The 22,675-nt window shown below is 41.2% G+C and carries 26 protein-coding genes and 1 pseudogene; 17 read left to right on the top strand and 10 right to left on the bottom strand.

Going from position 1 to position 22,675, the window contains the following annotated elements; all coding sequences use genetic code 11:
• From FTU34_RS05420 to FTU34_RS05395, 6 genes are all read left to right on the top strand, one after another.
• The coding region (locus FTU34_RS05420) for a hypothetical protein (protein WP_180073305.1) at nt 1-369 on the top strand (369 nt) is incomplete at its 5' end.
• A 61-nt stretch (nt 370-430) separates the two neighbouring features.
• Entirely contained in the window at nt 431-880 is a 450-nt protein-coding gene (locus FTU34_RS05415; protein ID WP_078189705.1) for a hypothetical protein, read from the top strand.
• 38 nt (nt 881-918) lie between these two features.
• Complete coding sequence (topA, locus tag FTU34_RS05410) at nt 919-3,561, top strand: type I DNA topoisomerase (RefSeq protein ID WP_180034948.1); 2,643 nt, start codon at nt 919-921, stop codon at nt 3,559-3,561.
• Nucleotides 3,562-3,652: 91 nt separating this feature from the next.
• On the top strand, nt 3,653-4,654 hold the full coding sequence (locus FTU34_RS05405) for an NYN domain-containing protein (protein ID WP_180034947.1): 1,002 nt from the start codon (nt 3,653-3,655) through the stop codon (nt 4,652-4,654).
• Nucleotides 4,655-4,678: 24 nt separating this feature from the next.
• On the top strand, nt 4,679-5,437 hold the full coding sequence (locus FTU34_RS05400) for a hypothetical protein (RefSeq protein WP_180034946.1): 759 nt from the start codon (nt 4,679-4,681) through the stop codon (nt 5,435-5,437).
• Between the two features lie 126 nt (nt 5,438-5,563).
• Nucleotides 5,564-6,136 carry an HdeD family acid-resistance protein gene (locus FTU34_RS05395; RefSeq protein ID WP_180034945.1) on the top strand — a complete coding sequence of 191 codons (573 nt, stop codon included), beginning with the start codon at nt 5,564-5,566 and terminating at the stop codon, nt 6,134-6,136.
• A 77-nt stretch (nt 6,137-6,213) separates the two neighbouring features.
• Here FTU34_RS05395 and FTU34_RS05390 read toward each other — a convergent pair whose 3' ends face one another.
• Nucleotides 6,214-6,663, bottom strand: coding sequence for a carboxymuconolactone decarboxylase family protein (locus FTU34_RS05390; protein WP_180034944.1), 450 nt, complete (start codon nt 6,661-6,663; stop codon nt 6,214-6,216).
• Nucleotides 6,664-6,746: 83 nt separating this feature from the next.
• On the opposite strand from FTU34_RS05390, the gene FTU34_RS05385 reads away from it, so the two are divergent.
• Nucleotides 6,747-7,877, top strand: a complete 1,131-nt coding sequence (locus tag FTU34_RS05385) for a glycerate kinase (protein WP_180034943.1) — start codon at nt 6,747-6,749, stop codon at nt 7,875-7,877.
• A gap of 65 nt (nt 7,878-7,942) precedes the next feature.
• Here FTU34_RS05385 and FTU34_RS05380 read toward each other — a convergent pair whose 3' ends face one another.
• Nucleotides 7,943-8,308: a hypothetical protein gene (locus FTU34_RS05380; RefSeq protein ID WP_180034942.1), complete on the bottom strand. Its 366-nt coding sequence runs from the start codon at nt 8,306-8,308 to the stop codon at nt 7,943-7,945.
• Between the two features lie 97 nt (nt 8,309-8,405).
• On the opposite strand from FTU34_RS05380, the gene FTU34_RS05375 reads away from it, so the two are divergent.
• The 5 genes and pseudogenes from FTU34_RS05375 (at nt 8,406) to FTU34_RS05355 (ending at nt 12,102) form a co-directional block, all read left to right on the top strand.
• Nucleotides 8,406-10,394, top strand: a complete 1,989-nt coding sequence (locus FTU34_RS05375) for an ATP-dependent helicase (RefSeq protein WP_180034941.1) — start codon at nt 8,406-8,408, stop codon at nt 10,392-10,394.
• Nucleotides 10,395-10,480: 86 nt separating this feature from the next.
• On the top strand, nt 10,481-10,732 hold the full coding sequence (locus FTU34_RS05370; protein ID WP_180034940.1) for an RNA-binding protein: 252 nt from the start codon (nt 10,481-10,483) through the stop codon (nt 10,730-10,732).
• Nucleotides 10,733-10,774: 42 nt separating this feature from the next.
• Nucleotides 10,775-11,139: pseudogene (locus tag FTU34_RS05365) on the top strand (ASCH domain-containing protein).
• Between the two features lie 75 nt (nt 11,140-11,214).
• A complete protein-coding gene (locus FTU34_RS05360; protein ID WP_180010190.1) occupies nt 11,215-11,718 on the top strand; it encodes a DUF6586 family protein in 504 nt (167 codons plus the stop codon).
• 105 nt (nt 11,719-11,823) lie between these two features.
• Nucleotides 11,824-12,102 (top strand): hypothetical protein, encoded by a 279-nt coding sequence (locus tag FTU34_RS05355; RefSeq protein WP_078192732.1) that lies wholly within the window; start codon nt 11,824-11,826, stop codon nt 12,100-12,102.
• Between the two features lie 78 nt (nt 12,103-12,180).
• Here FTU34_RS05355 and FTU34_RS05350 read toward each other — a convergent pair whose 3' ends face one another.
• The 5 genes from FTU34_RS05350 to FTU34_RS05330 form a co-directional block, all read right to left on the bottom strand.
• Complete coding sequence (locus FTU34_RS05350) at nt 12,181-12,423, bottom strand: hypothetical protein (protein WP_078192731.1); 243 nt, start codon at nt 12,421-12,423, stop codon at nt 12,181-12,183.
• 189 nt (nt 12,424-12,612) lie between these two features.
• On the bottom strand, nt 12,613-14,331 hold the full coding sequence (locus FTU34_RS05345; protein ID WP_180024451.1) for a cation:proton antiporter: 1,719 nt from the start codon (nt 14,329-14,331) through the stop codon (nt 12,613-12,615).
• A gap of 142 nt (nt 14,332-14,473) precedes the next feature.
• Nucleotides 14,474-14,629, bottom strand: a complete 156-nt coding sequence (rpmG, locus tag FTU34_RS05340) for a 50S ribosomal protein L33 (RefSeq protein WP_001205031.1) — start codon at nt 14,627-14,629, stop codon at nt 14,474-14,476.
• Between the two features lie 12 nt (nt 14,630-14,641).
• Nucleotides 14,642-14,878: a 50S ribosomal protein L28 gene (rpmB, locus tag FTU34_RS05335; RefSeq protein ID WP_000048256.1), complete on the bottom strand. Its 237-nt coding sequence runs from the start codon at nt 14,876-14,878 to the stop codon at nt 14,642-14,644.
• Between the two features lie 162 nt (nt 14,879-15,040).
• Entirely contained in the window at nt 15,041-16,489 is a 1,449-nt protein-coding gene (locus FTU34_RS05330; RefSeq protein WP_180034939.1) for a coniferyl aldehyde dehydrogenase, read from the bottom strand.
• Between the two features lie 116 nt (nt 16,490-16,605).
• Here FTU34_RS05330 and FTU34_RS05325 point away from each other — a divergent pair, with 116 nt between their 5' ends.
• From FTU34_RS05325 to FTU34_RS05305, 5 genes are all read left to right on the top strand, one after another.
• Nucleotides 16,606-17,307, top strand: coding sequence for a TetR/AcrR family transcriptional regulator (locus tag FTU34_RS05325; protein WP_180034938.1), 702 nt, complete (start codon nt 16,606-16,608; stop codon nt 17,305-17,307).
• A gap of 79 nt (nt 17,308-17,386) precedes the next feature.
• Nucleotides 17,387-18,253: a formyltetrahydrofolate deformylase gene (purU, locus tag FTU34_RS05320; RefSeq protein ID WP_078192727.1), complete on the top strand. Its 867-nt coding sequence runs from the start codon at nt 17,387-17,389 to the stop codon at nt 18,251-18,253.
• 210 nt (nt 18,254-18,463) lie between these two features.
• Nucleotides 18,464-19,228, top strand: a complete 765-nt coding sequence (locus FTU34_RS05315; RefSeq protein WP_180034937.1) for a TonB family protein — start codon at nt 18,464-18,466, stop codon at nt 19,226-19,228.
• Between the two features lie 30 nt (nt 19,229-19,258).
• A complete protein-coding gene (locus tag FTU34_RS05310; RefSeq protein ID WP_078192725.1) occupies nt 19,259-19,882 on the top strand; it encodes a MotA/TolQ/ExbB proton channel family protein in 624 nt (207 codons plus the stop codon).
• Nucleotides 19,882-20,286 (top strand): biopolymer transporter ExbD, encoded by a 405-nt coding sequence (locus FTU34_RS05305; RefSeq protein ID WP_078192724.1) that lies wholly within the window; start codon nt 19,882-19,884, stop codon nt 20,284-20,286. The genes FTU34_RS05310 and FTU34_RS05305 overlap by 1 nt, the downstream gene beginning before the upstream one ends.
• 86 nt (nt 20,287-20,372) lie before the next feature.
• On the opposite strand, the gene msrA is transcribed toward FTU34_RS05305, so the two are convergent.
• The 3 genes from msrA to FTU34_RS05290 form a co-directional block, all read right to left on the bottom strand.
• Nucleotides 20,373-20,897, bottom strand: coding sequence for a peptide-methionine (S)-S-oxide reductase MsrA (gene msrA, locus FTU34_RS05300; protein WP_180034936.1), 525 nt, complete (start codon nt 20,895-20,897; stop codon nt 20,373-20,375).
• 159 nt (nt 20,898-21,056) lie between these two features.
• Complete coding sequence (locus tag FTU34_RS05295) at nt 21,057-21,515, bottom strand: META domain-containing protein (RefSeq protein WP_111884063.1); 459 nt, start codon at nt 21,513-21,515, stop codon at nt 21,057-21,059.
• Nucleotides 21,516-21,599: 84 nt separating this feature from the next.
• On the bottom strand, nt 21,600-22,670 hold the full coding sequence (locus FTU34_RS05290) for a DUF4105 domain-containing protein (RefSeq protein ID WP_180034935.1): 1,071 nt from the start codon (nt 22,668-22,670) through the stop codon (nt 21,600-21,602).
• Nucleotides 22,671-22,675 lie beyond the last annotated feature (5 nt).

Below are 22,675 nucleotides of genomic sequence, written 5' to 3'. Positions count from 1 at the left end.
ACTGCTGAAACTGCTGAAACTGCTGAAACTGCTGAAACTGCTGAAACTGCTGAAACTGCTGAAACTGCTGAAACTGCTGAAACTGCTGAAACTGCTGAAACTGCTGAAACTGCTGAAACTGCTGAAACTGCTGAAACTATTGAGCAAAAATTGATTGAGATAAGAAATAAATTACTCGCTCATATGGATGTAAATAACCATACTCCTCCTAAATCTTTAAGTGGTTTTACTAGTATTTTAAAGAGATGTTTGCCTGAAGATGATGTTATTAACTCATTAGAATTATTGAGGAAATATAGATTGATAGAGGTTAATAGTAAACGGCAAGTTAGTTATAACCCGATATTGCTAACTAATATTATTCATTAAGCATGCTTGCGTTTTATATTGCGCTTATGCAACTCTAATAAAGGAATATAAAGGTTGTGCTATGGAAAATACTGGAATCTGGGTTACCGTTTTTATTGTGGTCTTTGTACTTGGGTCGATTTTTGGACTTCGAGTAAATCCTAGAGAAAAAGCTCTGGGCATTATGCGTGAGAAGGCGCGTAAGATGGGGCTGCACCCACGTTTAGTGGCTGCACCTGCTTGGACCAAGATTCCAATGGCTTCTGAAAAACGTGCCAGTATGGTGGCGTATTACAGTGTGCTGATTCCAGATGCGCGTTTGCCTTTAATGCGTGCTTTAGTGGTCGATGACAAACTTGAACTGGTGCATGGTGATGACAAGTTCAAGGATTTAGCCATTACATTAAAGGGCATTTATGCTATTGATATGCAGGCAAACTGTGTAGGACTCTATTGGAACGAAGAATCTGACTTAAGAGCTACACAGCTTGATGATATGAAAGCATTTTTACATTCATTGGCTGAACTTTAAATTTTAAAAAACCTATTAAACAGGAATGATGGTTAACTATGGCGAACGCTCCTCGGTCCACATCTAAAAGTACCACAGCAAAATCTGCCGATGCTGGGAAAAAGCGTGCGTTAGTGATTGTGGAATCGCCTGCAAAAGCGAAAACAATCAATAAATATTTGGGCTCTGATTACATCGTAAAATCATCGGTGGGTCATGTCCGTGATTTACCTACAGGCAGCTCGAGTAAAACAGCAGATAAAAAGCCAGTAACTCGTGCAAAATTAACTGAAGCTGAAAAAGCCAAAAAAGCACAAAAAGCTTTGGTTAATCGTATGGGTGTAGACCCTGAAAATGACTGGAAGGCACAGTACGAAGTCCTACCGGGTAAAGAACATGTTGTTGCGGAACTGAAAAAGCTTGCATCGCAAGTTGACGAGGTCTATCTCGCAACGGATATGGATAGGGAAGGAGAAGCAATTGCTTGGCATTTAAAAGAAGTAATTGGCGGTGACGACTCACGTTATCAACGTGTGGTGTTCAACGAAATTACCAAAAATGCCATCCAAGAAGCGTTTAAACATCCTTCTCGCCTCGATACAGATAAAGTCAATGCTCAACAAGCCCGTCGTTTCCTCGACCGTATTGTGGGCTTTATGATCTCGCCACTCTTATGGGAAAAAATCGCCCGTGGTTTATCGGCAGGTCGTGTGCAATCTGTGGCTGTTAAACTTGTGGTTGAGCGTGAACGTGAAATTCGTGCCTTCGTTCCAGAAGAATTTTGGCAAGTTTTTGCAGATACCAAGTCGAAGAAAGACGATATCCGCTTAGAAGCAGTGAAGCAAAATGGCAAGACTTTAAAACTGCACAACAAAGCTGAAACGGATGCTTTACTGAACCTGATTAAAGATGCCGATTACACAGTTTCAGCACGTGAAGACAAACCAACCAAGGTCAATCCAAGTGCGCCATACATCACGTCTACACTGCAACAAGCAGCAAGTACACGTTTAGGTTTTTCTGTGAAGAAAACCATGATGTTGGCACAGCGGTTATATGAAGCCGGCTTTATTACTTATATGCGTACAGACTCAACATTCTTGAGTGATGACGCTGTAAATATGGTTCGTGGTCATATTGAAACTGAGTTTGGACAAAAATATTTACCGGCAAAACCAAATCGCTACGGCAATAAAGCTGGTGCGCAAGAAGCCCATGAAGCGATTCGTCCATCAAATGTAGCGCTAAAAGGCGATAGTTTGGTGGGTGTAGAGCGTGATGCGCAGCGTCTTTATGACCTGATCTGGCGTCAGTTCGTTGCATGTCAAATGACCCCAGCAGAATATTTATCATCAACGATTTTAGTCAATGCCAATGGTGTTGAACTCAAAGCCAAAGGCCGCACATTGGTCTTTGATGGTTTCACTAAAGTGCGTGGCCAAAACAAATCGGATGATGATGTACTGCTACCTGCTGTAAAAGTTGGGGAAGTACTCAAGCTTGAAAAATTAGATCCATCTCAACACTTTACTAAACCACCTGCGCGCTTCACTGAAGCATCATTGGTCAAAGAGCTTGAGAAAAAAGGGATTGGTCGTCCATCGACGTATGCTGCGATTATCTCAACCATTCAAGACCGTGGTTATGTGAAGCTCGATAACCGTCGTTTGTTCGCCGAGAAAATGGGTGAAATCGTGACAGACCGTCTCGATGAAAACTTTAATAACTTGATGAACTATGCATTTACGGCAGATCTTGAAGGTCAACTAGATAAAGTCGCCGATGGTGATCGTAACTGGAAAGAGTTACTCAATAGCTTCTACGGTGATTTTAAAACACGTTTAACCACAGCTCAGGGTGAAAATGGCATGCGCCGTAATTTACCTGTAGAAGTGGATGCTGTGCACTGTAAAGAATGTGATCGTCCGATGCAGATTCGTACAGGGACTACAGGCGTGTTCTTGGGTTGTTCAGGTTATAACTTACCGCCAAAAGAGCGTTGTAAGGGGACTTTGAACCTGACACCTGTAGAATCATTGGCTGCACTGTCTGACGATGACTCGGCAGAAACAGCAGATTTAATGTCGAAAAAACGCTGTCCAATCTGTGAAACAGCCATGGATAGCTATGTGATTGATGGTGGGCGTAAGTTGCATATCTGTGGTAATAACCCAGACTGCGCTGGTTTTGAGCTTGAAGAAGGTGAGTTCAAAATCAAAGGTTATGATGGTCCAACCATTCCGTGCGACAAATGTGATGGCGAAATGCAATTGAAGACAGGCCGTTTCGGTCCTTACTTTGCATGTAATAGCTGTGACAATACACGTAAAGTGTTGAAGAGCGGTCAGCCTGCACCTCCACGTGTAGATCCAATTAAAATGGAGCACTTACGTTCAACAAAACATGATGACTTCTTTGTCCTTCGTGATGGCGCAGCAGGTTTATTCTTAGCTGCAAGTAAGTTCCCGAAAGTACGTGAAACTCGTGCACCGAAAGTGGCTGAACTACGTTCTGTCGCAGATCAGTTGGATGCAAAATATCAGTTCATCTTGCAAGCGCCGGATGTCGATCCTGAAGGAAACCCAACATTGGTGAAATTCAGCCGTAAGAACCAAGCGCAATATATTGGTTCTGAAAATGCTGAAGGAAAACAAACCAAATGGTCTTTGGTGTACCAAGACGGTAAGTGGGTTGAGGCTTAAGCTTTAAAATCAATAAAATGCTGACTTCGGTCGGCATTTTTTATGTCAGAATTAATCAAAATTTAAATGATAAAAATGATTGGGGGGAATAGTGGAAATTCAAACGAAAAAGTTTGCTGTACTCATAGATGCGGATAACTCATCGATCAATGCTATTCCATATGTGTTGGAAGAAGTTGCAAAATATGGAATCGCAAGTGTTAAACGAGTTTATGGAGATTGGAGCAGCGAAACCTTAAAAAATTGGCGTGAAGTCTTACTTCCTCATGCAATCACACCTGTTCAGCAGTTTGCTTACACAAAGGGCAAAGATGCAACGGATATGATTTTGATCATTGATGCGATGGATTTGCTGTACGCAGGTGCATTGGATGGCTTTTGTATTGTTTCAAGCGACAGTGATTTTACCCCTTTAGCATCTAGAGTTCGTGAAAATGGGCTAAGTGTTTATGGTTTTGGAAAAAAGTCGACGCCAGAGGCATTTAAAAAAGCATGTGATAAATTTATTTATGTTGAAAACTTACTACAAGATAATGAGCTAAAAAATACTGAAGAAGATCTTATTGTTTCACCAATTAAAGAAGTCATTGAAAATACAAAAGTAAGTGAACCAAAGCCATCTGTGCAGATTAAAGAGAATACAATCACTGAAATCATTGATAAACCCACTTTAAATTTGATTTATAAAGCTGTGAAAGATAATGCGGATGACAGTGGTTGGGCATATTTAGGTCTAGTTGGAGGGTATATCAATGCGGTAAAGTCGGATTTTGATACTAGAAATTATGGACATGAAAAACTATCAGGTCTGGTTAAGGCTTTAGGTGTATTTGAAACGAAATTAGTTGGGAGCCAAATGTTTCTAAGAAAAAGAAGCTTTAGTACCTTCATACGATTAGTGCAAAAAGCGATTAATCAAAATTCTAATGAAAGTGAATGGGTTGAATTAAGCATAATCATTCAAAATTTAGAAAATTCAGATTTAAATATTAGAAATTACGAAGAAGCAATAGAGTCAATAAATAGTGAATGGTTGGATTTAAAAATAGAAAAATCCAAAAAATTTTTAAAAATTAAAAGACTAATAGCTTGATTAAATAGATTGGATATACCATCAATGTGGAAAAAAATTCGGGTACTGTGTTTACTGCTGATTCTACTAGTGGTCGCAGTCAATGCCTATAAAGACAAAAACCAAGACTGGAGTAAACCGATCTTTGTATTGTTACATCCAATTAATGCCGATGGTCGAGAGAGCACACAAGCTTATATACAGCAGCTCTCTGTCAATGATTTAAACGATGTTCAACAATATTTACAAGCGACAGCACAGAAATACCGAGGGCAACCGACTTATGTGTATTTTAAGTTAGGTCGTGAGCTGAAAGTTTTACCTCCCAAAGTACCCAATGATGCTGGCATGTTGGACGTTATCTTATGGAGTTTGAAATTCCGCTACTATGCTTGGCAGCAGCATGAAAATGTAGATGGTGTTTCGAGTGTCACGCTATTTTTAAATTATTATGATCCGACTCAAACCAAAGAACTTAAACATTCCACAGCTTTGGAAAATGGTCGAATTGGATCGGTGAATATATTTGCATCGAATAAACAGACAGCGCAGAATAAAATCGTTTTAGCCCATGAGTTATTACACGCTTTTGGTGCAACTGATAAATATGATTTGGCCACAGGTCAGCCTATCTTCCCTGTCGGTTATGCAGAACCTGAGCGGCAGCCTTTGTTTCCACAAAGTAAAGCTGAACTAATGGCTGGGCACATTCCAACTTCACAGAAGCAAAGTAAAATGCCTGAAGATTTAGCTGATACTGTGGTGAATGACGTCACAGCGATTGAAGTGGGATGGAAAAAATAATGTGGATAAAGCGTATTTTATCCACAGCTTCAAGTGGCAGTGTGGATAAGATTTGGACTTTTCTTTTATTTTTCTTCATCATGAAGTTGCATAATCCATTGAGTAACGAATAATTTGAGAAAAAACATGAGAACAGTAGGCAACGATTTAATTCGCAGTCAGCTCCATGAAAACCGTAAGTGGTATCTCGGTTTAGGTGCTTTATTGGTGGTCTTCGGATTGGTCCTTTTGGCAGCTTTGCCATTTGCGACACTTACGGTGATTTATATTTTTGGTGTGCTGATGATGTTAGGTGGAGTAATCCATTTCATCGCGGCATTTAAAATTTTTGAAGGCGGCTACCGCTGGTTCTGGGCACTATTTGGTGTGTTGTATTTGGTCGCAGGCTATTATGCATTTACAACGCCTGTCAAAACGGCCATTGTCCTAACCAATTTATTGGCGATTATTTTGATCATTGCAGGGGGCATTCGTATCTTTAATGCTGTGCTATTTCGAGCATTTCAAGGTTGGGGATGGACACTATTTTCAGGTCTATTGACCTTGATTACGGGTGTGATCATTTTGATGTCACCTGATGCACCATTTTGGGTATTAGGATTATTCTTGGCGGTTGATATTTTATTCCAAGGGGTCAACTACCTTACTTTGGCTTCTTATATTCGACGTGAAGTGCCGAAAAGCTCGGCAGAGCAGTAAGCTGCTTGCGGATCTGATAAATAAAAAAAGAGTGCTGAGGCACTCTTTTTTTATTTACTTTTAATGTGTACAACCCGTTAAGGTTTAACGCTATAGCGGCTACTAATGGCGATACGATTCCATGTGTTAATGACAATCGCGAGCCATTCAATTGCACTGATTTGCTCATCTGTTAAAAAGGGCAAAGCATCTTCATAAACTGCATCGGGAACTTGGCCTTCAGCAATTAACGTGATCGCTTCGATCAAGCTTAAAGCCGCACGTTCTTTTTCATCGTAGTACGCAGTTTCACGCCATGCATTGAGTAGGCTAATACGTTCAATGCTTTCACCAGTTTTAAGTGCATCTTGTGCATGCATGCGAATACAGAACGCACATTCGTTGATTTGGGATGCACGTAGTTTGAGTAAATGGGCTAAACCTTCATTAAGACCAGCCTCATTTATTTTTTGCATTGCCAGTGCATCAAGTTCTGCGACTTTTTTATATAGCTCAGGTGCAGACTGACCTAGGTTGATTCGTGACATTTCGAACCTTTCTGATGTTTTTAGATATACCTGCTATTTTAAAACCGTTATGGTTGAGGACAAGTTTTATTTTGAGCATTTAGATGACCACTTTTGTTCTTGCGCCCGATTCATTTAAAGAAAGTATGAGTGCTCAACAAGCCTGTGACGCGATGCAGCGTGCAATTTTAAAGCTCATACCTGACGCCAATGTCATCGCTGTGCCAATGGCAGATGGCGGTGAGGGAACTGTAGATGCGTTACTCAGTGCTTGCGACGGCCAAAAAGTGACGATAGCGCTTACAGGTCCTTTGCCCAATCAACGTGTGACGACGTATTTCGGTTTGATCGACGGTGGGAAAACCGCAGTGATTGAAATGGCAAAAGCTAATGGTATTCATCTTGTCGATATTGCTCAGCGAAATCCTTTACTGACGTCAACTAATGGTACGGGCGAAATGATCCAGGCTGCTCTAGACTTCGGAGTAAGTAAAATTATCATTGGCTTGGGCGGGAGTGTGACCAATGATGGTGGTGCAGGTATGGCACAGGCCTTGGGGGCGCAATTTTTAGATGAAAATGGCTTGGAAATAGCAGTCTGTGGTGGTTGTCTAGATCAAATTAACAGTCTTGATTTGACGCAGATCGACTCACGTTTAGCGCAAACAGAGATTATCATTGCTAGCGATGTCATTAATCCACTATGTGGTGATAATGGCGCATCCCATATCTTTGGCCCGCAAAAAGGCGCAACGCAGGAGATGGTGCATCAGTTAGATCAGAACCTCAGTCATTATGCCGATGTGGTTGAAGCGACACTGGGTTGTGCTTTACGTGATGTCGCAGGTGCAGGTGCTGCAGGTGGATTAGGTTTTGGGTTAATGGCATTTACAGGTGCATCAATGCAATCAGGTGTTGAATTGGTCATTGAACAAAGTCAGTTGAAGGAAAAAATAGCTCAGGCAGATTATGTGCTGACAGGTGAAGGGAAAATTGATCATCAAACCAAGTTAGGTAAAACACCATTTGGTGTGGCGCAGGTTGCAAAAAAGTTTAATAAACCCGTGATCGCCTTTGCTGGTCTAGTGGGTGAGGGGATAGCAGAACTCTATGATTTAGGTTTCACACAGATTGTTGGGATTAATCCACCAGATTGTAAGTTGGAAGATGCATTAAAAAATGCGGAACTAAATTTGGAGCATTGCTGTCGAAATGTGATGAGATGTTTGAAATAAAAATCAAGGTAAAACTTATGAATGCATCTAGCGAGTTTTAAGATAATCATAGTTGGAAAATAAGATTAATTTTGTCGAAAATTTTTGCAATATTTTTCCATTGGTTTTTGATTTTTTGGAATTATATTTTCAATTGCATTTTCTTTTGCTGGCTTCGCTTTTAATAATTCAGAATTCTCTGAAGCAATTTCATATTGTGCTTTACTCATTTTATAAGTTGCACATAAATTATCGGATATAAGTTTATGATTGCCAGAAATTAGAGCTACAGCTAGCTCATCATGGAGTTGAATTCCTTTCTGATTATTTTTATTTATCAACTGATCAAATTCAGTTTGAGTCAATTTTTTTGCGTAAGATGGATGATTTGTAAATATTATGAGTAATAAAATTGGCTGAAGGACATGGTTAATTAGCTTAAAATTTTTCATAAACTTATCTTTTTCTAGTTTTAATTTTGATCCTACATTAGCATGTATTTTTTTTCAATCTGCTAAACTATACCTATCCATGAAATGATGAGTACATATGAGTTTAGCCAACCTGATTGATGAATTAAATCCTCAACAAAAACAAGCCGCAACAACAGAAGCACAGCATAGCTTGGTTTTGGCAGGAGCAGGTTGTGGTAAAACCAAAACCATCGTGGCGCGTGCTGCCTATTTAATTGATCAAGGCGTGCCTGCCAATCAAATTCAAATTTTGACTTTTACTCGCCGTGCGGCCAGTGAAATTGTCGCTCGTGTGGAGTTGGCTCTGGGGGAGCAAGCCAAAGGCTTACGTGCATCAACCTTTCATACCTTTTGTATGTACCTATTGCGCCGCATTCCAAAAGCTTTTGGTCTAGAACAGTTTTCGATTATTGATCGTGATGATCAGCTCATGATGTTCCGCCTGATTCGTGGCCGTGATGATAAGAAAAACCCCAATCACTTGCCCAAGCCGAAAGAACTCTGTGATCTGTATTCCTTTGCGCGGAATACGCGCCAAAAACTTAGCATTGCCATGGAAAAGCAAATGCCTGAGTACTTTGCTTTAAAAGATCAAATCGCGGATATCATGAAAGAATACGAAGCTCGTAAACGTGCGCGTAGTTTTCTCGATTATGACGATATCTTGGCGATTGTGGCGAAAGCCTTGGCGGAATCAGATGGACTGGTCGATTATGTTGCTTCGATTTGTCGCCATATGTTGGTTGATGAAATGCAGGATACCAATCCGTTGCAATGGGCGTTACTTGAGCCATTAAAGGAACGTGTCAGTTTGTTCTGTGTCGGCGATGACGCACAGTCCATTTATGGTTTCCGTGGTGCAGACTTTGAAAATATTCATCATTTTAAAGAGCGGGTACCCGACGCACAGATTTTTAAACTTGAAAAAAATTATCGTTCAACCCAAGAAATTTTAGATCTGTCGAATTGGTTGTTGGATGAAAGTGAAATTAAATATGACAAACGCCTAGATGCCTATCGTGGTGAAGGGATTAAGCCGAAAATGCATATTTTCCCGAATGAGTTTGATGAAGCCAAATGGATTGCCATTGATATTAAAGAGCGTCATTACCTCGAAGGCAGCAAATGGTCGGATCATATGGTGCTTGTGCGTTCAAGCTTTGCTGCTCGTCATATTGAAGCGGCCTGTATTGCCGCAAACGTGCCGTATCGCTTTATTGGCGGCATGAAATTACTTGAAACAGCCCATGTAAAAGACTTACTCAGTGTATTGCGTGTAGTGGCCAATCCTTTAGATGATATCGCGTGGATGCGCTTTTTAACCTTATGGAATGGTGTGGGTGATGTCGGTGCGAGTAAGTTATCGCAGCAGATTTTACTTGAGCCAGAAATGCAAGCCATTGCAACCAAGTTGGAAAAGTTTGGCAAAGTACCTAACCAAGCGATTCTGATGATGAAGCAAATGTCGGTGTTGAAAGATCAGGTCAAAGAATGTGTAAGCTTGGCTGTTCAAGCGATTTCTGAGCAGCTGGAAGAAAACTATAAAAAAGATTGGAACCGCCGTGTCGGTGATTTTGATCTGGTGAAACAATTGGCATCAAAGCATACACAGCTCAGTGAATTTCTTGAAGAGTATGTGCTCGATCCAGTGTCCATTTCTGAAATTGAACGCCAATCTGACAGTGATGTCGTGACGTTAATTACCATTCATTCGGCAAAAGGAACGGAGCAAAAAGTCTGTTATGTGGCGAATGTCACACCAGGGCAATATCCACATGCACGTGCCCAAGGTAATTTCGATGAAGTGGAAGAAGAACGTCGCGTGTTATATGTGGCGCTGACACGTGCGCAAAATGAATTGATTTTGACTAAGCAAAACTTAAACCACTGGGCGCGTGAAACTGTCGATGAGCAAGGGCGTAAAGTAGAAAGTTACTTTATGAATGATTTAACTCGAAACCTATGTAGTTTGGAAACACATTATAAAACCCGTCAGCAAACCGTAAAAAGTGCGTTAATCGAAAGAAAATCGATTAATTTAGATTTTGGTATCGATCTCGATTAAAATAGATTTTTGACGTGATTTACACGCAAGTTAAAAAGCAAAATAGACAAATGCTTTTTGATGATGCTGTCTATTTGGAAGATTGAATGAAAATTTTAGTACGTAACTTAGAGCGTTCAGTTACTGAAGCAGAATTGGTTGAATTGTTTAAACCATTTGGCACAGTAGAGTCTGCTGTTGTTGTTATGGATGCAAGCACAGGTAAATCGAAAGGGTTTGGTTTTATCGAAATGCCAAATGGTCGTGAAGCTGTAAAAGCGATTAAAGGCCTGAATACTTTGAAAGTCAAAGGTGCAGGTATTCGCGTAAAAGTGGCTGAAGATAAGCCTAAAGCATAAATTTAAAAAGGAGCGTAACGCTCCTTTTTTTATCGGTGATCTATGAAAAAATGCTACTCGGCTTTGTCGATTGTTGCGCCATCTGGTTCGAACATTGCGTGCGGGCTTAAAACGCTTGAAGTCCGCTCATGGCAGCCCGAACATTTGCCTTTAAAAGATTTAGTGATCGTGGAAAATCACAACGCTACTTACATGAAAGCGGAGATGAAGATATTGGACGTGCAGTGGCGATGGTCGATGTATATGACGTTCATGCATGGACTGAAACAGAGGTAGAGCAAGCGCAGGCGACCTATTGGGCAGCAGGGTACTGGGCTTGGCGTCTGGAAAATATCAGGATGATTGATTGGGATATGCCTGTTCCCGCCAAGCGTGACATTTATTTCATTGAATTCGATCATCCATAATATTTATTGTGATTTTCCTAAAAATCCGTTTAAGCTTATTCATGTAGAAAAACGCCAAAATTTAGGGAATTGTTCATGTCTCGTGTTGCTCGCTTTCATGCTGATCGTACCAATCAAAAGTTATATTTTAGCCGTCTTGCATGTCAGCAAGCCGAGCAGACTGATCATGTTCAACAAGCTCAGGCTTATCGCGAAGCAGCAGTTTTTCATTTGCATGGTGCAGTACTTGCGTTTTTACAAGAGTTGGTGCGTTACTATCGTTTAAATGATCCTGCGCCCACGTTAAAGTCGATTGAAACGCTGATGGCTGAAAAAGGTCAGGTATCACCTGAAGTGACTGTTATGCAGCAATTGGCAAAGCAGGGCTTTATTGCAGAGCTGAAACGCGCACATCGTATGTGTCAATATGCACCTGAACCGTCTGCACCAGAGCCAGAAGATGAAACATCTTCAAATTTAATTATTAAAGTTACCCAAACACCGCAAGCATGGTTGCCAGATACCGCTATTTTGCGTGAATGGCATCGTGATCTAACTCAATTAATTGATGGATTTCGTAACGAGATGGTGGAGTTCTAATCGGACTATTGCTACTTGAAATAAATTTATTTAACCCGATATAAGATTATCTAAGTAATACAAAGTGCAGATGCCTTTATCACCATGTTGCGCATGGAGGGATATATGTCTATAGAACAGTTGAAAGAACTCTTTGGGAACCAGGAAGCAATTTTAGAGCTGGTTCAATTGGAAGGTGGTGAGTTGGCATTGCGTAATGCAGGCTCAGAAAAAGAGCCTTTGGTGACTATCCAATTCAATGAAGAATTACGCAATATTTTGGGCGATCAAATGAGTGTGATCGCTCAGCAAATGATTCAGGCTGCATTGTTTGGTCTGTTAGAAAAACAAGTGGATGAATGGCATGCCGAAGTGGTTGATGAAAAGCCAAAATATATGAGCTAATCATATAGCTGCTGACTTTGCGGATCATGATAATGAAAACGCACCTTTTGGTGCGTTTTTTTATATCCAAAATGGCACTTAGACTGTGCCCAGTTCAGTAGGTGAGATCAGTATCGAACCTAAAAATACAATAAAGACCCCGATGAGCTGTAAGAAAAAAGGATTTTTGGCATCTTGCCAATACAGAATCAGAAAGACGATGGAAATGGGATAAAACAATAGACAGCCCAGTCCCCATAAAATACTGGTTTTAAATGCAGCGATGAGAAAGCCCAGACCGCCAATCAAAATAATGGCAAGGCCTAAATAGAGGATGTACATGTTTTTCTCGTTTCTTGTTTGAAGTTTTTAAAAATGATGCTTCGTTTGATGCTTATTTTATCAATATGTTTTTTAAATTCAATTATTTGTGATTTTAATATTACTGAATTATATCAGTTTAAAAAAAGGCGATGCTTTAATGCATCGCCTTTTGGGTATTGCCCATAAGAACTTAATTAGGAACTTAGTTTAGTGTGTCGGAGTTTGGTGATGGGCAATTTGGATTTGATTTAAAATATGATTGCTCATATTTTTCGCCATTTCCTCTTTGGCATAATAAACCTCACCGATATTGTCACGACGAATGACTTCAGCTTCTTCTTTACTTTCCGCACACACCAATACTTGGATAGAAGGATTCAGCATTTTGGCAATATCGACAATTTTATGAATATCTAAAATATCCATAGGTGAAATGACCAAAAGGCGTGCGTGTTGAATATGGGCTTGAATTAAAACCCCAGGTTCTGTTGCTACACCAGATACCGCAGCGATGCCTTTTTCCCGCAAGTTTTCCACGATTTCACGGTTTTCTTCAGCAATAACCACTTTAATGTTTTCATTCATTAATTCGCGGGTAATACGACGACCGACTTCACCATGACCAATCAGCACCACCTGATCACGCAGATAATCCTGTGAGACCTCATCCGGCAACATGGCCAATGGGTCACTACTACGTTCCAGTAAACGGGCCAAATTCGAGCGCTCACGGATGAGTCGCTGCATAGGCTCGATTGCAGAAAATATAAATGAATTCAGCGTAATCGAGATTAAAGCGCCTGCCAGTATCAGATTTTGACCTTCCATTGAAAGGAGATTTAGAGATACACCTAAAGTCGCCAAAATAAATGAGAACTCACCAATCTGCGCCAAACTCGCCCCAACGGTTAATGCGGTATTGATGGGGTAACGGAAGAACAACACCAACGCCATTGCAGCGATGGTCTTACCAATCATGATAATACCGACCACAGCTAAGACATGAAGCGGTTGTTCAATCAAGATCCGTGGATCAAACAGCATGCCGACGGAAACGAAAAACAGAATCGAAAAAATTTCACGAAGCGGAAGGGTTTCTTCTTCTGCACGGTGACTAAAGTCCGATTCTTTGACTACCATCCCAGCAAAAAATGCGCCCAGTGCCATGGATACACCAAATACCTTGTAGGCACCAAAGGCAATAGACACAGCTGCTGCAACCACGGTAAGCGTGAATAATTCACGTGAGCCTAAGCGTGCAACCACTTGCATAATCATTGGCACTAAGCGTTTACCAATGATTAGCATAAAGGCAATAAAGCCTGCCACTTTGAGTAAGGTAATACCAAGGGTGAGCCAGATATTTTCATCTGCACTACTTTCTGTGAGTGGCTGTCCACCAAGCAATACTGCTGTGGCAGGGAGTAAGACCAGAACCAAGACCATGACCAGATCTTCAACCAAGAGCCAGCCTACAGCAATTTTACCATTCACGGAGTTAAGTAAGCCTCGGTCACCGAGAGCCTTGAGGAGAACCACCGTACTTGCACACGACAAACTTAAGCCAAACACTAAGGCTGAGCCCATGCTCCAGCCCCAAAGCATGGAAATTCCCATACCCAGTAAGGTCGCCACTGCAATTTGTAAAATGGCACCGGGCAAAGCAATACGACGGACTTGCATCAAATCATTGAGTGAAAAGTGCATACCCACGCCAAACATCAGGAACATGACACCGAGTTCGGCCAACTGGTTAGCGAGATGGATGTCACCAACTACTCCAGGCGTATTTGGGCTAATAATAATACCGGCAATCAGATAGCCGATGAGGGGAGGAAGTCGCAGGCGCGCAGCTATATAGCCAAAAATTAAGGCAAAACCAAAGCCAACAGCAAGTAATATTATGAGTTCTACATCATGAGGCACTAAAAACTCCTTAAGCCTAAGTTAAGGGTAAAAAAGACAAGCACAAAAAGTGCCAAAAGCATTTTGAAAGTTTAGCAATTCGAATAAAAAAAATGCAAAAAAAAACGACCTAAGCAGGTCGTTTTTTTTCAAAAAACTAAAATTATTTGATTTTAGCTTCTTTGAAAATTACGTGTTGACGGATTTTTGGATCAAATTTTTTGATTTCCATTTTTTCCGGCATAGTACGTTTGTTCTTAGTGGTAGTGTAGAAATAACCTGTACCAGCAGAAGAAACTAGGCGAATTTTATCACGCATGTTCGTAGCTCCTTAGATCTTTTGACCTTGAGCACGTAGGTCAGCAACAACCTTTTCGATGCCCAATTTGTCGATAATACGCATACCTTTAGTAGTTAGACGAAGACGTACGAAACGTTTTTCGCTTTCTAACCAAAAACGGTGGTGATGCAGGTTCGGCTCGAACCGGCGTTTAGTTTTGTTGTTGGCGTGTGAGACGTTGTTACCAACGACTGGACGCTTGCCGGTAACTTGGCAAACCTTAGACATGGTGTAACTCCATTGATTTAGCCAACAGCAAATCTGTATGGCCAGTCAAAAAAAACATTGAATTCATTCAAGGGGCGTTTTATATCAAAAATGCGCTTAAAAGACAAGCGATTTTGCATAAAACGAACGATCACCTAGTGTGATCGTTCATGCCTTGATCGTTTATCGAAGAAGTGTCTTCGAAATCAGTTTGTGGATCGGCTTATTGAACGGTGGAAGAATGAATTTCAAACTATAGAGTTTTGGATTCGACATCACCGAGCGTTCATGCGACAAACTGAAGAAACCTTCTGGACCATGATATTTCCCCATACCCGAAGCCCCCACACCGCCAAAAGGCAGGTCATCTTGAGCCACATGGGTTAATACCGTGTTTTGTCCGAAATGTCCTGAATGGGTACGTGTCGCGACATAGTCGGCACGTGCCTGATCAAAGTCGAAATAGTATAAAGCAAGTGGACGAGGACGGCTATTAATAAAAGCAATAACCTCGTCAATTTGATCATATTCCATGATCGGAAGGATCGGACCGAAGATTTCATGCTGCATAATTTGCATGTCTGGAGTGACACCCGTTAAAACAGTCGGTGCAATTTTACGTACAGCGTCCACATCTTCATTTTGTGGGTTAAAACTGATGATTTGTGCGCCTTGATCACGTGCATCTTCTAAATAACCTTGTAGGCGCTTGTACTGCTTGTCATTAATAATCGAGGTGTAGTCCTGATTATGAGCAATACTTGGGTACATAGCTTCAACGCACACTTTATAGTGATCTAAAAATTCAGCAGTTTTACCACGAGGTAAGAACACATAATCAGGTGCAACACAAGTTTGACCTGCATTCCAAAGTTTACCAACCGCAAGACGCTGTGCAACATCCGCAAGGTCAATAGACGGATGAACCAATACAGGTGACTTTCCGCCTAATTCTAAAATCACAGGAACTAAGTTTTCAGACGCAGCAGCCATGACGGTTTTACCGACATTGGTTGAGCCCGTGAAAATCATTTTATCGAAGGCAAGGTGACTAAACGCATCTGAAATTGGGCCACCACCATTGACGACTGCGACCAATTCTTGAGGAAATGCTTCTGCGAGAGCTTTTTCGAGCACATCACCGAATGCCGCAGAGGCACTCGAAATTTTGATCATGGCATGGTTGCCCGCAGCCAAAGCACAAATCAGTGGGCCTATAGAAAGAAGCAGTGGGTAGTTCCATGGCGTAATAATGCCGACGACACCAAGTGGTTGATATTGCACCCATGCTTTTGCAGGTTGGTGAATAATTCCGACATGGCGTTTGGATGGTTTCATCCAGTCTGTCAAATGCTTGCTATAATATTTGATGTGTTCAAGACATGTGAGCAACTCACCAATCTTGGTTTCACCAATAGAACGGTTACCATAGTCTTGATTAATTGCATCAGCAAATTGATCTTGATACTTAACTAAGATACGCTTAAGCCGAGCCAAACGGTCTATACGTTCCTTCGCTGTAGGCAATGGGTAACGTAAATATGCTTGTTTCTGCTGTTCCAACATATTGTTGAGATGCTGGTGATCAAAAGAATGTGGTGTCATTGAAGTTGTTTTTGTTTGACTATTCATGTCGCACGACCATATCCAAATTAGCGATTAATTAATTTTTAGAGCAAATACTCTAAATAGTCAAGTTACTTTATGTGTTAGTGTTCTAATGCTTTGAAATAAATGGTTGTTTTAGGATGTCTCACACCAAAACCTTAAAAACGAAAGAACGTATTTTGCAGCTGAGTTTGCAGTTGTTTAATGAGCGTGGCGAGCGTTCAGTGACAACCAATCATATTGCTGCTGAACTGGGAATGAGCCCAGGTAACTTGTATTACCATTTCCGAAATAAAAGTGAAATTATTAAGGAATTAATGGAGCAATATCAGCAAGAAACGCTGGAAATGTTAGCGCTTCCTGATGATCGTCAATTAGATGCCAATGATAAAATTCGCTATTTCCAAGTATTAAGTAGCCAATTATGGGCTTATCGCTTTTTACATCGTGATGTTTATCACTTGGTCGAAAATAATGAAGATTTCCGCAAAATGTATCCACGTTTTGCCGGTCAAGTTATGCAACAAGGGCAGAAAATTTATCGTGCCTTTGTTGACGCAGGCTTAATGCAGATGACCGATTCTGAAATTGAGGCCTTAACCATTAACTTGTGGATCGTGCTGACCAACTGGACCAACTTCCTTTATATGTCGGGCCATATTACCGACTCCAACACTTTAGAAGAAAAGTGGGTGTGGCAAGCACTGCGACAAATGGTGTTCTTAGAAGGCGCATATCTACGTGGTGAAAGCCGTGAAACCTATGAGCGATTGCTCGAAACTTTAGGGCCGTCGGACTTGTTTGCAAGTCTTTCAAACGTAAAGCATCAGGTTACAGAATAAGACTATTTAGTCTGGCTTCAAAAAGCGTTAGAATACTCGGCTCTTTTTTCAATTTAACTGATTAGTGATATAAACCAACATGAATATGTCGACCGCTAACACAGCACGCTTACTCATTACCTGTGAAGATAAACCAGGGATTGTGCAAGCTGTTTCGAGCTTTTTGTATCATCAGGGAGCAAATATTACCGCACTTGATCAATACGCGACTGAAGCTCAAGGGGGGCGATACTTCATGCGTGTTGAGTTCGAATTGGACAATTTACAAAGCCGTAAAGAAAGTCTAACTCAAACATTTGCAAGCAATGTTGCTGAGCGTTACAACATGCACTGGCGTTTAGCTTTAGTCAGTGATGTGAAGAAAGTCGGTATCTTGGTGTCAAAAGTTGACCATGCTTTGCTTGAGCTGTTGTGGCGTCATGCACGTGGTGGTTTGCCATGTGAAATCACCAAAGTCGTGTCTAACCACGATGCTTTACGTGAATCTGTAGAAAATTTCGGTATTCCGTTTGAAGTTGTTCCTGTGAATAAAGAAAACAAACGTGAAGCTTATGAGCAAATTGATCAGTTGATGCAAGGCAATGATTTATTGGTTCTTGCTCGTTATATGCAAATTTTAGACGAAGAATTTGTTCAAAAATGGGAAATGAAAGTGATCAACATTCACCATTCATTCCTCCCAGCCTTTGTTGGTGCGAACCCATATAAACAAGCGCATGAAAAAGGTGTGAAGTTGATTGGTGCGACAGCGCACTATGTGACTGCTGATCTTGACCAAGGGCCGATTATTGAGCAAGACGTAGAGCGTGTAAGCCACGACTTTACTGTTGAACAATTGCGTGAGTTAGGTCAGGACGTAGAACGTAATGTGCTCGCACGTGCAGTCAAATGGCATCTTGAAGATCGTATTATTGTCGATGGTAATAAAACTGTTGTATTTCAATAAAACGAGATAAATTTTTGAATAAAAGGGCATACTTTAGGTATGCCTTTTTTATATTATGATTAAAAAAAGTCATTAAAACTGACGAATTAATAGTTGCAAATGAAAACACTTCTCATTTATTATTGCCGTACTTTAATTGTGCTAACCGATGAGCATGATTGTATTTTTGACAAAATAAATGCAATCGCTTCTTCAAGGTAACTGAGTTTAATGAGTCAATCTCCCGCTCCAATGATGCAATCACCTAACCCGATGAAAAAGAAAATCATTACTGCGCTTCTCGCTGTTGTGGTAGGGCATATGGGAGTATTATGGGCGGTCAGCAATATGAAAGCACCAGAACTTAAACCGATCGAAAAAGATCCGATTAAAGTTCGCTTTGTGAAGATTGTTGAAGAGAAAAAACCAGAACCTCCGAAGCCAAAACCAGAACCGAAGAAAGAGCCACCAAAGCCAAAAGAAGTTAAAATTGTAGATAAGCCTTTACCACCTCCACCGAAGAAAGTGGAAAAAGTGGAACAGGTGAAAAAGAAAGATGCGCCGAAACCAACTGTTGAAGCGGTCAAAAACGTACCACCAACACCTGTTGTTTCAACTGTGGTTTCTGAAACGAAAGTCGTTCGTGTTGAACCAACACCTCCGGCACCTGTTGCACCACCACCTGCGCCTCCAGCACCACCTGCGCCACCGACACCTAAAACTGTGAGCATTGGTAATGGTGTCAGTTGGATTAAGAAACCGAATGTTCAATTTGAAGGTGGTGAATTAAAAGCGTCGTGTACAGTTGTAGTTGCGATTGCTGCAAGTGCTGAAGGTAAAGTCGAATCAGCAACGATTAAAAACTCGACTTGTGGCGCTGCTGTAAACCGTAAAGTGACTGATGCAGTGAAGCGTGCACGTTTATCCAAATATATTGATAATGGTGTGGCAACTCCGACGCGAGTTGATCAACCATTCAACTTTAAACTTAATTAAGATTCCGGCTAACCCATTAGGAGTTCGAATATGAACTTTTCAGTTTATTGGCAACATGCAGATGCAGTCAGCAAAACACTGTATTTCGTGTTACTTGCAATGTCGATTGCGACTTGGACGATCTTCGTTCTTCGTATTATGGGCACACGTCAGCTCAAACAAGTGGCGTATAACCACCTTGCAGATGCACTAAGCAAACTGAAAGCGAAATTTGCTCCTTTGGCTTTTGAACAACGTAAGGCTGTGGCTGAACAAGCATTACTACGTCAAATTTCGGTAGAAAAAGCTAATGCTGAAAAAGGCGTATCTGTATTGGGTACGATTGCTTCAATTGCACCGTTCGTAGGTTTGTTCGGTACAGTATGGGGTATTTTCCATGCCCTTGTAGCAGTGGGTAAAAGCGGTCAAGCGGGTTTAGCGCAAGTGGCAACTCCAGTCGGTGAAGCTTTGATCATGACCGGTCTTGGTTTGGCTGTGGCGATTCCTGCGGTATTGGCTTATAACATTTGTGTTCGTTTTAACCGTACACTGTCGAATGAATTGCAAGATCAAGCGCATGGTTTATTGATTGATACTATGTTGCAACAAGAATCTGCAGCGAAGAAAGAAGACGTGAAAACTGCACAGCAAAGTTTAGCTGGAGGTCAAGCTTAATGGCTTTTCAATTGGGTGAAGACAACGATGCTGGCATGAATGAGATGAACCTCATTCCGCTCATCGATATTATGTTGGTATTGATGATCATCTTCTTGGTGACTGCGACTGTTGCCAACCCATCAATTCCATTAACCTTGCCACAAACGACTGCAGAAGTGATTGATCTGCCAACTGAAAGCGTAACCATCAGCATTAACTCAGCGGGTGATATCGCTTGGAATGGTGATATTGTCACGCTCGAAGATTTAGAAAGTCGTCTAAATACAGCTGGTCAGCAAGAACGTAAGCCTGCATTGGTATTAAAAGCCGATAAAGAATCACGTTATGACACAGTTGCACAAGTGATGTCGCGTGCGAGTGGAGCCGGACTCAGCGATATCGCCTTTGCCAGTGATAACTAAGCACTGAGCAAAGATAACTAAAAAAAGCGACTGAAATGTCGCTTTTTTTATGTCTCTATTTTGAAAATAGATGCCGTTTAATTAGATCACTCAGATTTGAGTAGGTCTTGAAATTTGCTACGTAATTTCATGAGTTTAGGTGGTATTGAAAAATTACAATAACCTTGGTTTGGGTTACGTGCAAAGAAGTTTTGATGATATTCTTCGGCAGGGTAGAAGGTTGGCATTGGACTCAGTTCAGTCACGATATTGACGCCTTCAGCTTTTAATTCTTCAATACGTTGTTGAGCAAGCTGCTTTTGTGATTCGTCCTGATAGAAAATCACTGAGCGATACTGTGTGCCGACATCGTTGCCTTGACGGTTCAGCGTGGTTGGATCGTGGGTTGCGAAAAATACATCCAGCAATTGGCTAAAACTGATTTGGCTGTCATCAAAATTGATCTGAATGACTTCTGCATGTTGGGTACTTCCCTCACAGATTTGCTCATAGCTCGGATGCTGAGTAACTCCCCCTGCATAACCACTGACGACTGTTTGCACGCCCTTTAGTTGTAGAAAAACTGCTTCTACACACCAAAAGCACCCACCACCAAATACCGCTTGTTGCATAGTGAAATCCTATCTTGTTCCCTGATGTTTAATATGGGGTTATAGCTAAAAACTGCAATGTACGTCTGTATACTAATCACAAGTTTATGTGCATTAAATGTCTCTGGCATGACTGAACAGTGAATAAAAAAGTCTGCCGAAGCAGACTTTTTTAACGATTTAACGCGGTTGAACAGCGCTTTCATATTGAATTAATAAATTGCCGTGACGGTCTAGCAATTTCAAGGTTTTTCCAAAAACTTGATAATGCGTTACCTTTTCGAGTGCTGCATGGTACTGTCGCTCTAGCCCATTGTTATTGAGACAAGCCATTTGTGTCGCAGCAATCGGGCCAAAGGTTATGGTGTCTTTGCCAGCATTATAGCCACCCATTATACGATTACAGCCGTCTGCACCTGAGACACGTTTTGAAGCCGCATCGAATTGAATGCTTGGAATATTATGCGCATTGGGTGCTGTTTTGATTGGAGTGTTGCCAATCTGAGTGGCAATCCAAGTACGGTTTTGTAATAGGTTTAAATTTTCAGTTATGGTGTTGTCTTGTGCAGGCATGCTTTCACAGCCTGTCACCACTAAAGTTGAAACCAAAGTTGCAGCAACAAATATTTGTTTTAGCATCGGAATTTCCCCGTGGAAGCATTTCAACTATCTAAGCAAATATCGCACAGATAAGCTAGCCATATTTGTATCAATATTTAAGAATTACAATTGATTGGCGCTTGGATTGGACTGTGAATGCGGCAAACCTTGTCGGATTAACTTCGAATATTGTTCACTGCTCAGTTGCTTGATTTGAGAGACACGAGGGTTAACATGGGCTTTTTGATACCATGTTTTCATATCCCAATTTTGGTCTATGGCATGGAGGTCATATAAATAATTCGGCAAATAACCGGATGCAAATAAGCGGTAATCGGTTGGAAGTTGATGTTTGGAAACAGCTTGAATCATGTCAAAAACCAGTGTTGTACAATTACTGGTGAGCGTGTTGTACCATTTAGGTTGAGTCTGCAGTTCATCGGCTTTATGTAAATATTCAATAAACAGCGCCTGCATTTCAGATTTTGGCATGTTTACGGGGAAGAAATAGACCTGTTCTCCGCGTGTATTGCTGCGGGTATAGATGATATCTTTTTCATCTGATGCAATAAGGCTCAGTTCATATTTACGGAAAAAACCACCAATCGCAGAGAATTCTTCGTTTTTCTCTTTGCGAATTTCAATCGAAAACGTCAGCGGTGGTCGGTCAGCAAAATCAAAACTGACCAAGGTATGGGCGATTTGCGGCCCCATCCAATACGAGGTAATGATGTTGACGCCATTGATTTGACTTAGGTCATATTGGCGGGTTTCCCAACGCGGGGTATAGCTGCCATCGGCATGCCAGTCGAAATTACGCACATTATGCAAGGTGACGAGATTGCCTTGCTTTTCATAATGTAGAATTTCTGCTACTTCAGGATTCCATTCACGATCTTGGCGTGCTTCCATGCCAAAATACCAAAATAGACCACAGATAAAGCCCACAATATAAATCAAGACATCTTTACGCCGGCTAAAAAAGTGTTGGGTAATATAGATGCCTAAAATGCTCAGGGCGAAAGCAATCCAGATCCCAATGATAATGCGGCTGCCTAACCAGCCTGCCGGTTGCTGTATCCACAGGGCGGCACAGAGCCAAATCGAAGAACAGAGGACAAACACACTAAATAGAGCATGAAGAATACTTCGCTCTATTTTTTTGAACATTGCTTGTTGGTCACTCTGTTGCATATTTT

This window comes from Acinetobacter sp. YH12094, assembly GCF_013419295.1.
Lineage (GTDB): Bacteria > Pseudomonadota > Gammaproteobacteria > Pseudomonadales > Moraxellaceae > Acinetobacter > Acinetobacter amyesii.
Note: the sequence above shows the minus strand (reverse complement) of the source record. Positions and strands in the feature narration are given on the sequence as shown.

Coding starts and splice junctions, on each gene's coding strand:
- rpmB (WP_000048256.1), bottom strand. CDS start 14,878: ATGTCTAAGGTTTGCCAAGTTACCGGCAAGCGTCCAGTCGTTGGTAAC.
- FTU34_RS05305 (WP_078192724.1), top strand. CDS start 19,882: ATGGCTTTTCAATTGGGTGAAGACAACGATGCTGGCATGAATGAGATG.
- rpmG (WP_001205031.1), bottom strand. CDS start 14,629: ATGCGTGATAAAATTCGCCTAGTTTCTTCTGCTGGTACAGGTTATTTC.
- FTU34_RS05355 (WP_078192732.1), top strand. CDS start 11,824: ATGTCTATAGAACAGTTGAAAGAACTCTTTGGGAACCAGGAAGCAATT.
- FTU34_RS05385 (WP_180034943.1), top strand. CDS start 6,747: ATGACCACTTTTGTTCTTGCGCCCGATTCATTTAAAGAAAGTATGAGT.
- FTU34_RS05325 (WP_180034938.1), top strand. CDS start 16,606: ATGTCTCACACCAAAACCTTAAAAACGAAAGAACGTATTTTGCAGCTG.
- purU (WP_078192727.1), top strand. CDS start 17,387: ATGAATATGTCGACCGCTAACACAGCACGCTTACTCATTACCTGTGAA.
- FTU34_RS05295 (WP_111884063.1), bottom strand. CDS start 21,515: ATGCTAAAACAAATATTTGTTGCTGCAACTTTGGTTTCAACTTTAGTG.
- FTU34_RS05330 (WP_180034939.1), bottom strand. CDS start 16,489: ATGAATAGTCAAACAAAAACAACTTCAATGACACCACATTCTTTTGAT.
- topA (WP_180034948.1), top strand. CDS start 919: ATGGCGAACGCTCCTCGGTCCACATCTAAAAGTACCACAGCAAAATCT.
- FTU34_RS05400 (WP_180034946.1), top strand. CDS start 4,679: ATGTGGAAAAAAATTCGGGTACTGTGTTTACTGCTGATTCTACTAGTG.
- FTU34_RS05315 (WP_180034937.1), top strand. CDS start 18,464: ATGAGTCAATCTCCCGCTCCAATGATGCAATCACCTAACCCGATGAAA.
- FTU34_RS05350 (WP_078192731.1), bottom strand. CDS start 12,423: ATGTACATCCTCTATTTAGGCCTTGCCATTATTTTGATTGGCGGTCTG.
- FTU34_RS05360 (WP_180010190.1), top strand. CDS start 11,215: ATGTCTCGTGTTGCTCGCTTTCATGCTGATCGTACCAATCAAAAGTTA.
- FTU34_RS05290 (WP_180034935.1), bottom strand. CDS start 22,670: ATGCAACAGAGTGACCAACAAGCAATGTTCAAAAAAATAGAGCGAAGT.
- FTU34_RS05395 (WP_180034945.1), top strand. CDS start 5,564: ATGAGAACAGTAGGCAACGATTTAATTCGCAGTCAGCTCCATGAAAAC.
- msrA (WP_180034936.1), bottom strand. CDS start 20,897: ATGCAACAAGCGGTATTTGGTGGTGGGTGCTTTTGGTGTGTAGAAGCA.
- FTU34_RS05375 (WP_180034941.1), top strand. CDS start 8,406: ATGAGTTTAGCCAACCTGATTGATGAATTAAATCCTCAACAAAAACAA.
- FTU34_RS05380 (WP_180034942.1), bottom strand. CDS start 8,308: ATGAAAAATTTTAAGCTAATTAACCATGTCCTTCAGCCAATTTTATTA.
- FTU34_RS05415 (WP_078189705.1), top strand. CDS start 431: ATGGAAAATACTGGAATCTGGGTTACCGTTTTTATTGTGGTCTTTGTA.
- FTU34_RS05310 (WP_078192725.1), top strand. CDS start 19,259: ATGAACTTTTCAGTTTATTGGCAACATGCAGATGCAGTCAGCAAAACA.
- FTU34_RS05370 (WP_180034940.1), top strand. CDS start 10,481: ATGAAAATTTTAGTACGTAACTTAGAGCGTTCAGTTACTGAAGCAGAA.
- FTU34_RS05390 (WP_180034944.1), bottom strand. CDS start 6,663: ATGTCACGAATCAACCTAGGTCAGTCTGCACCTGAGCTATATAAAAAA.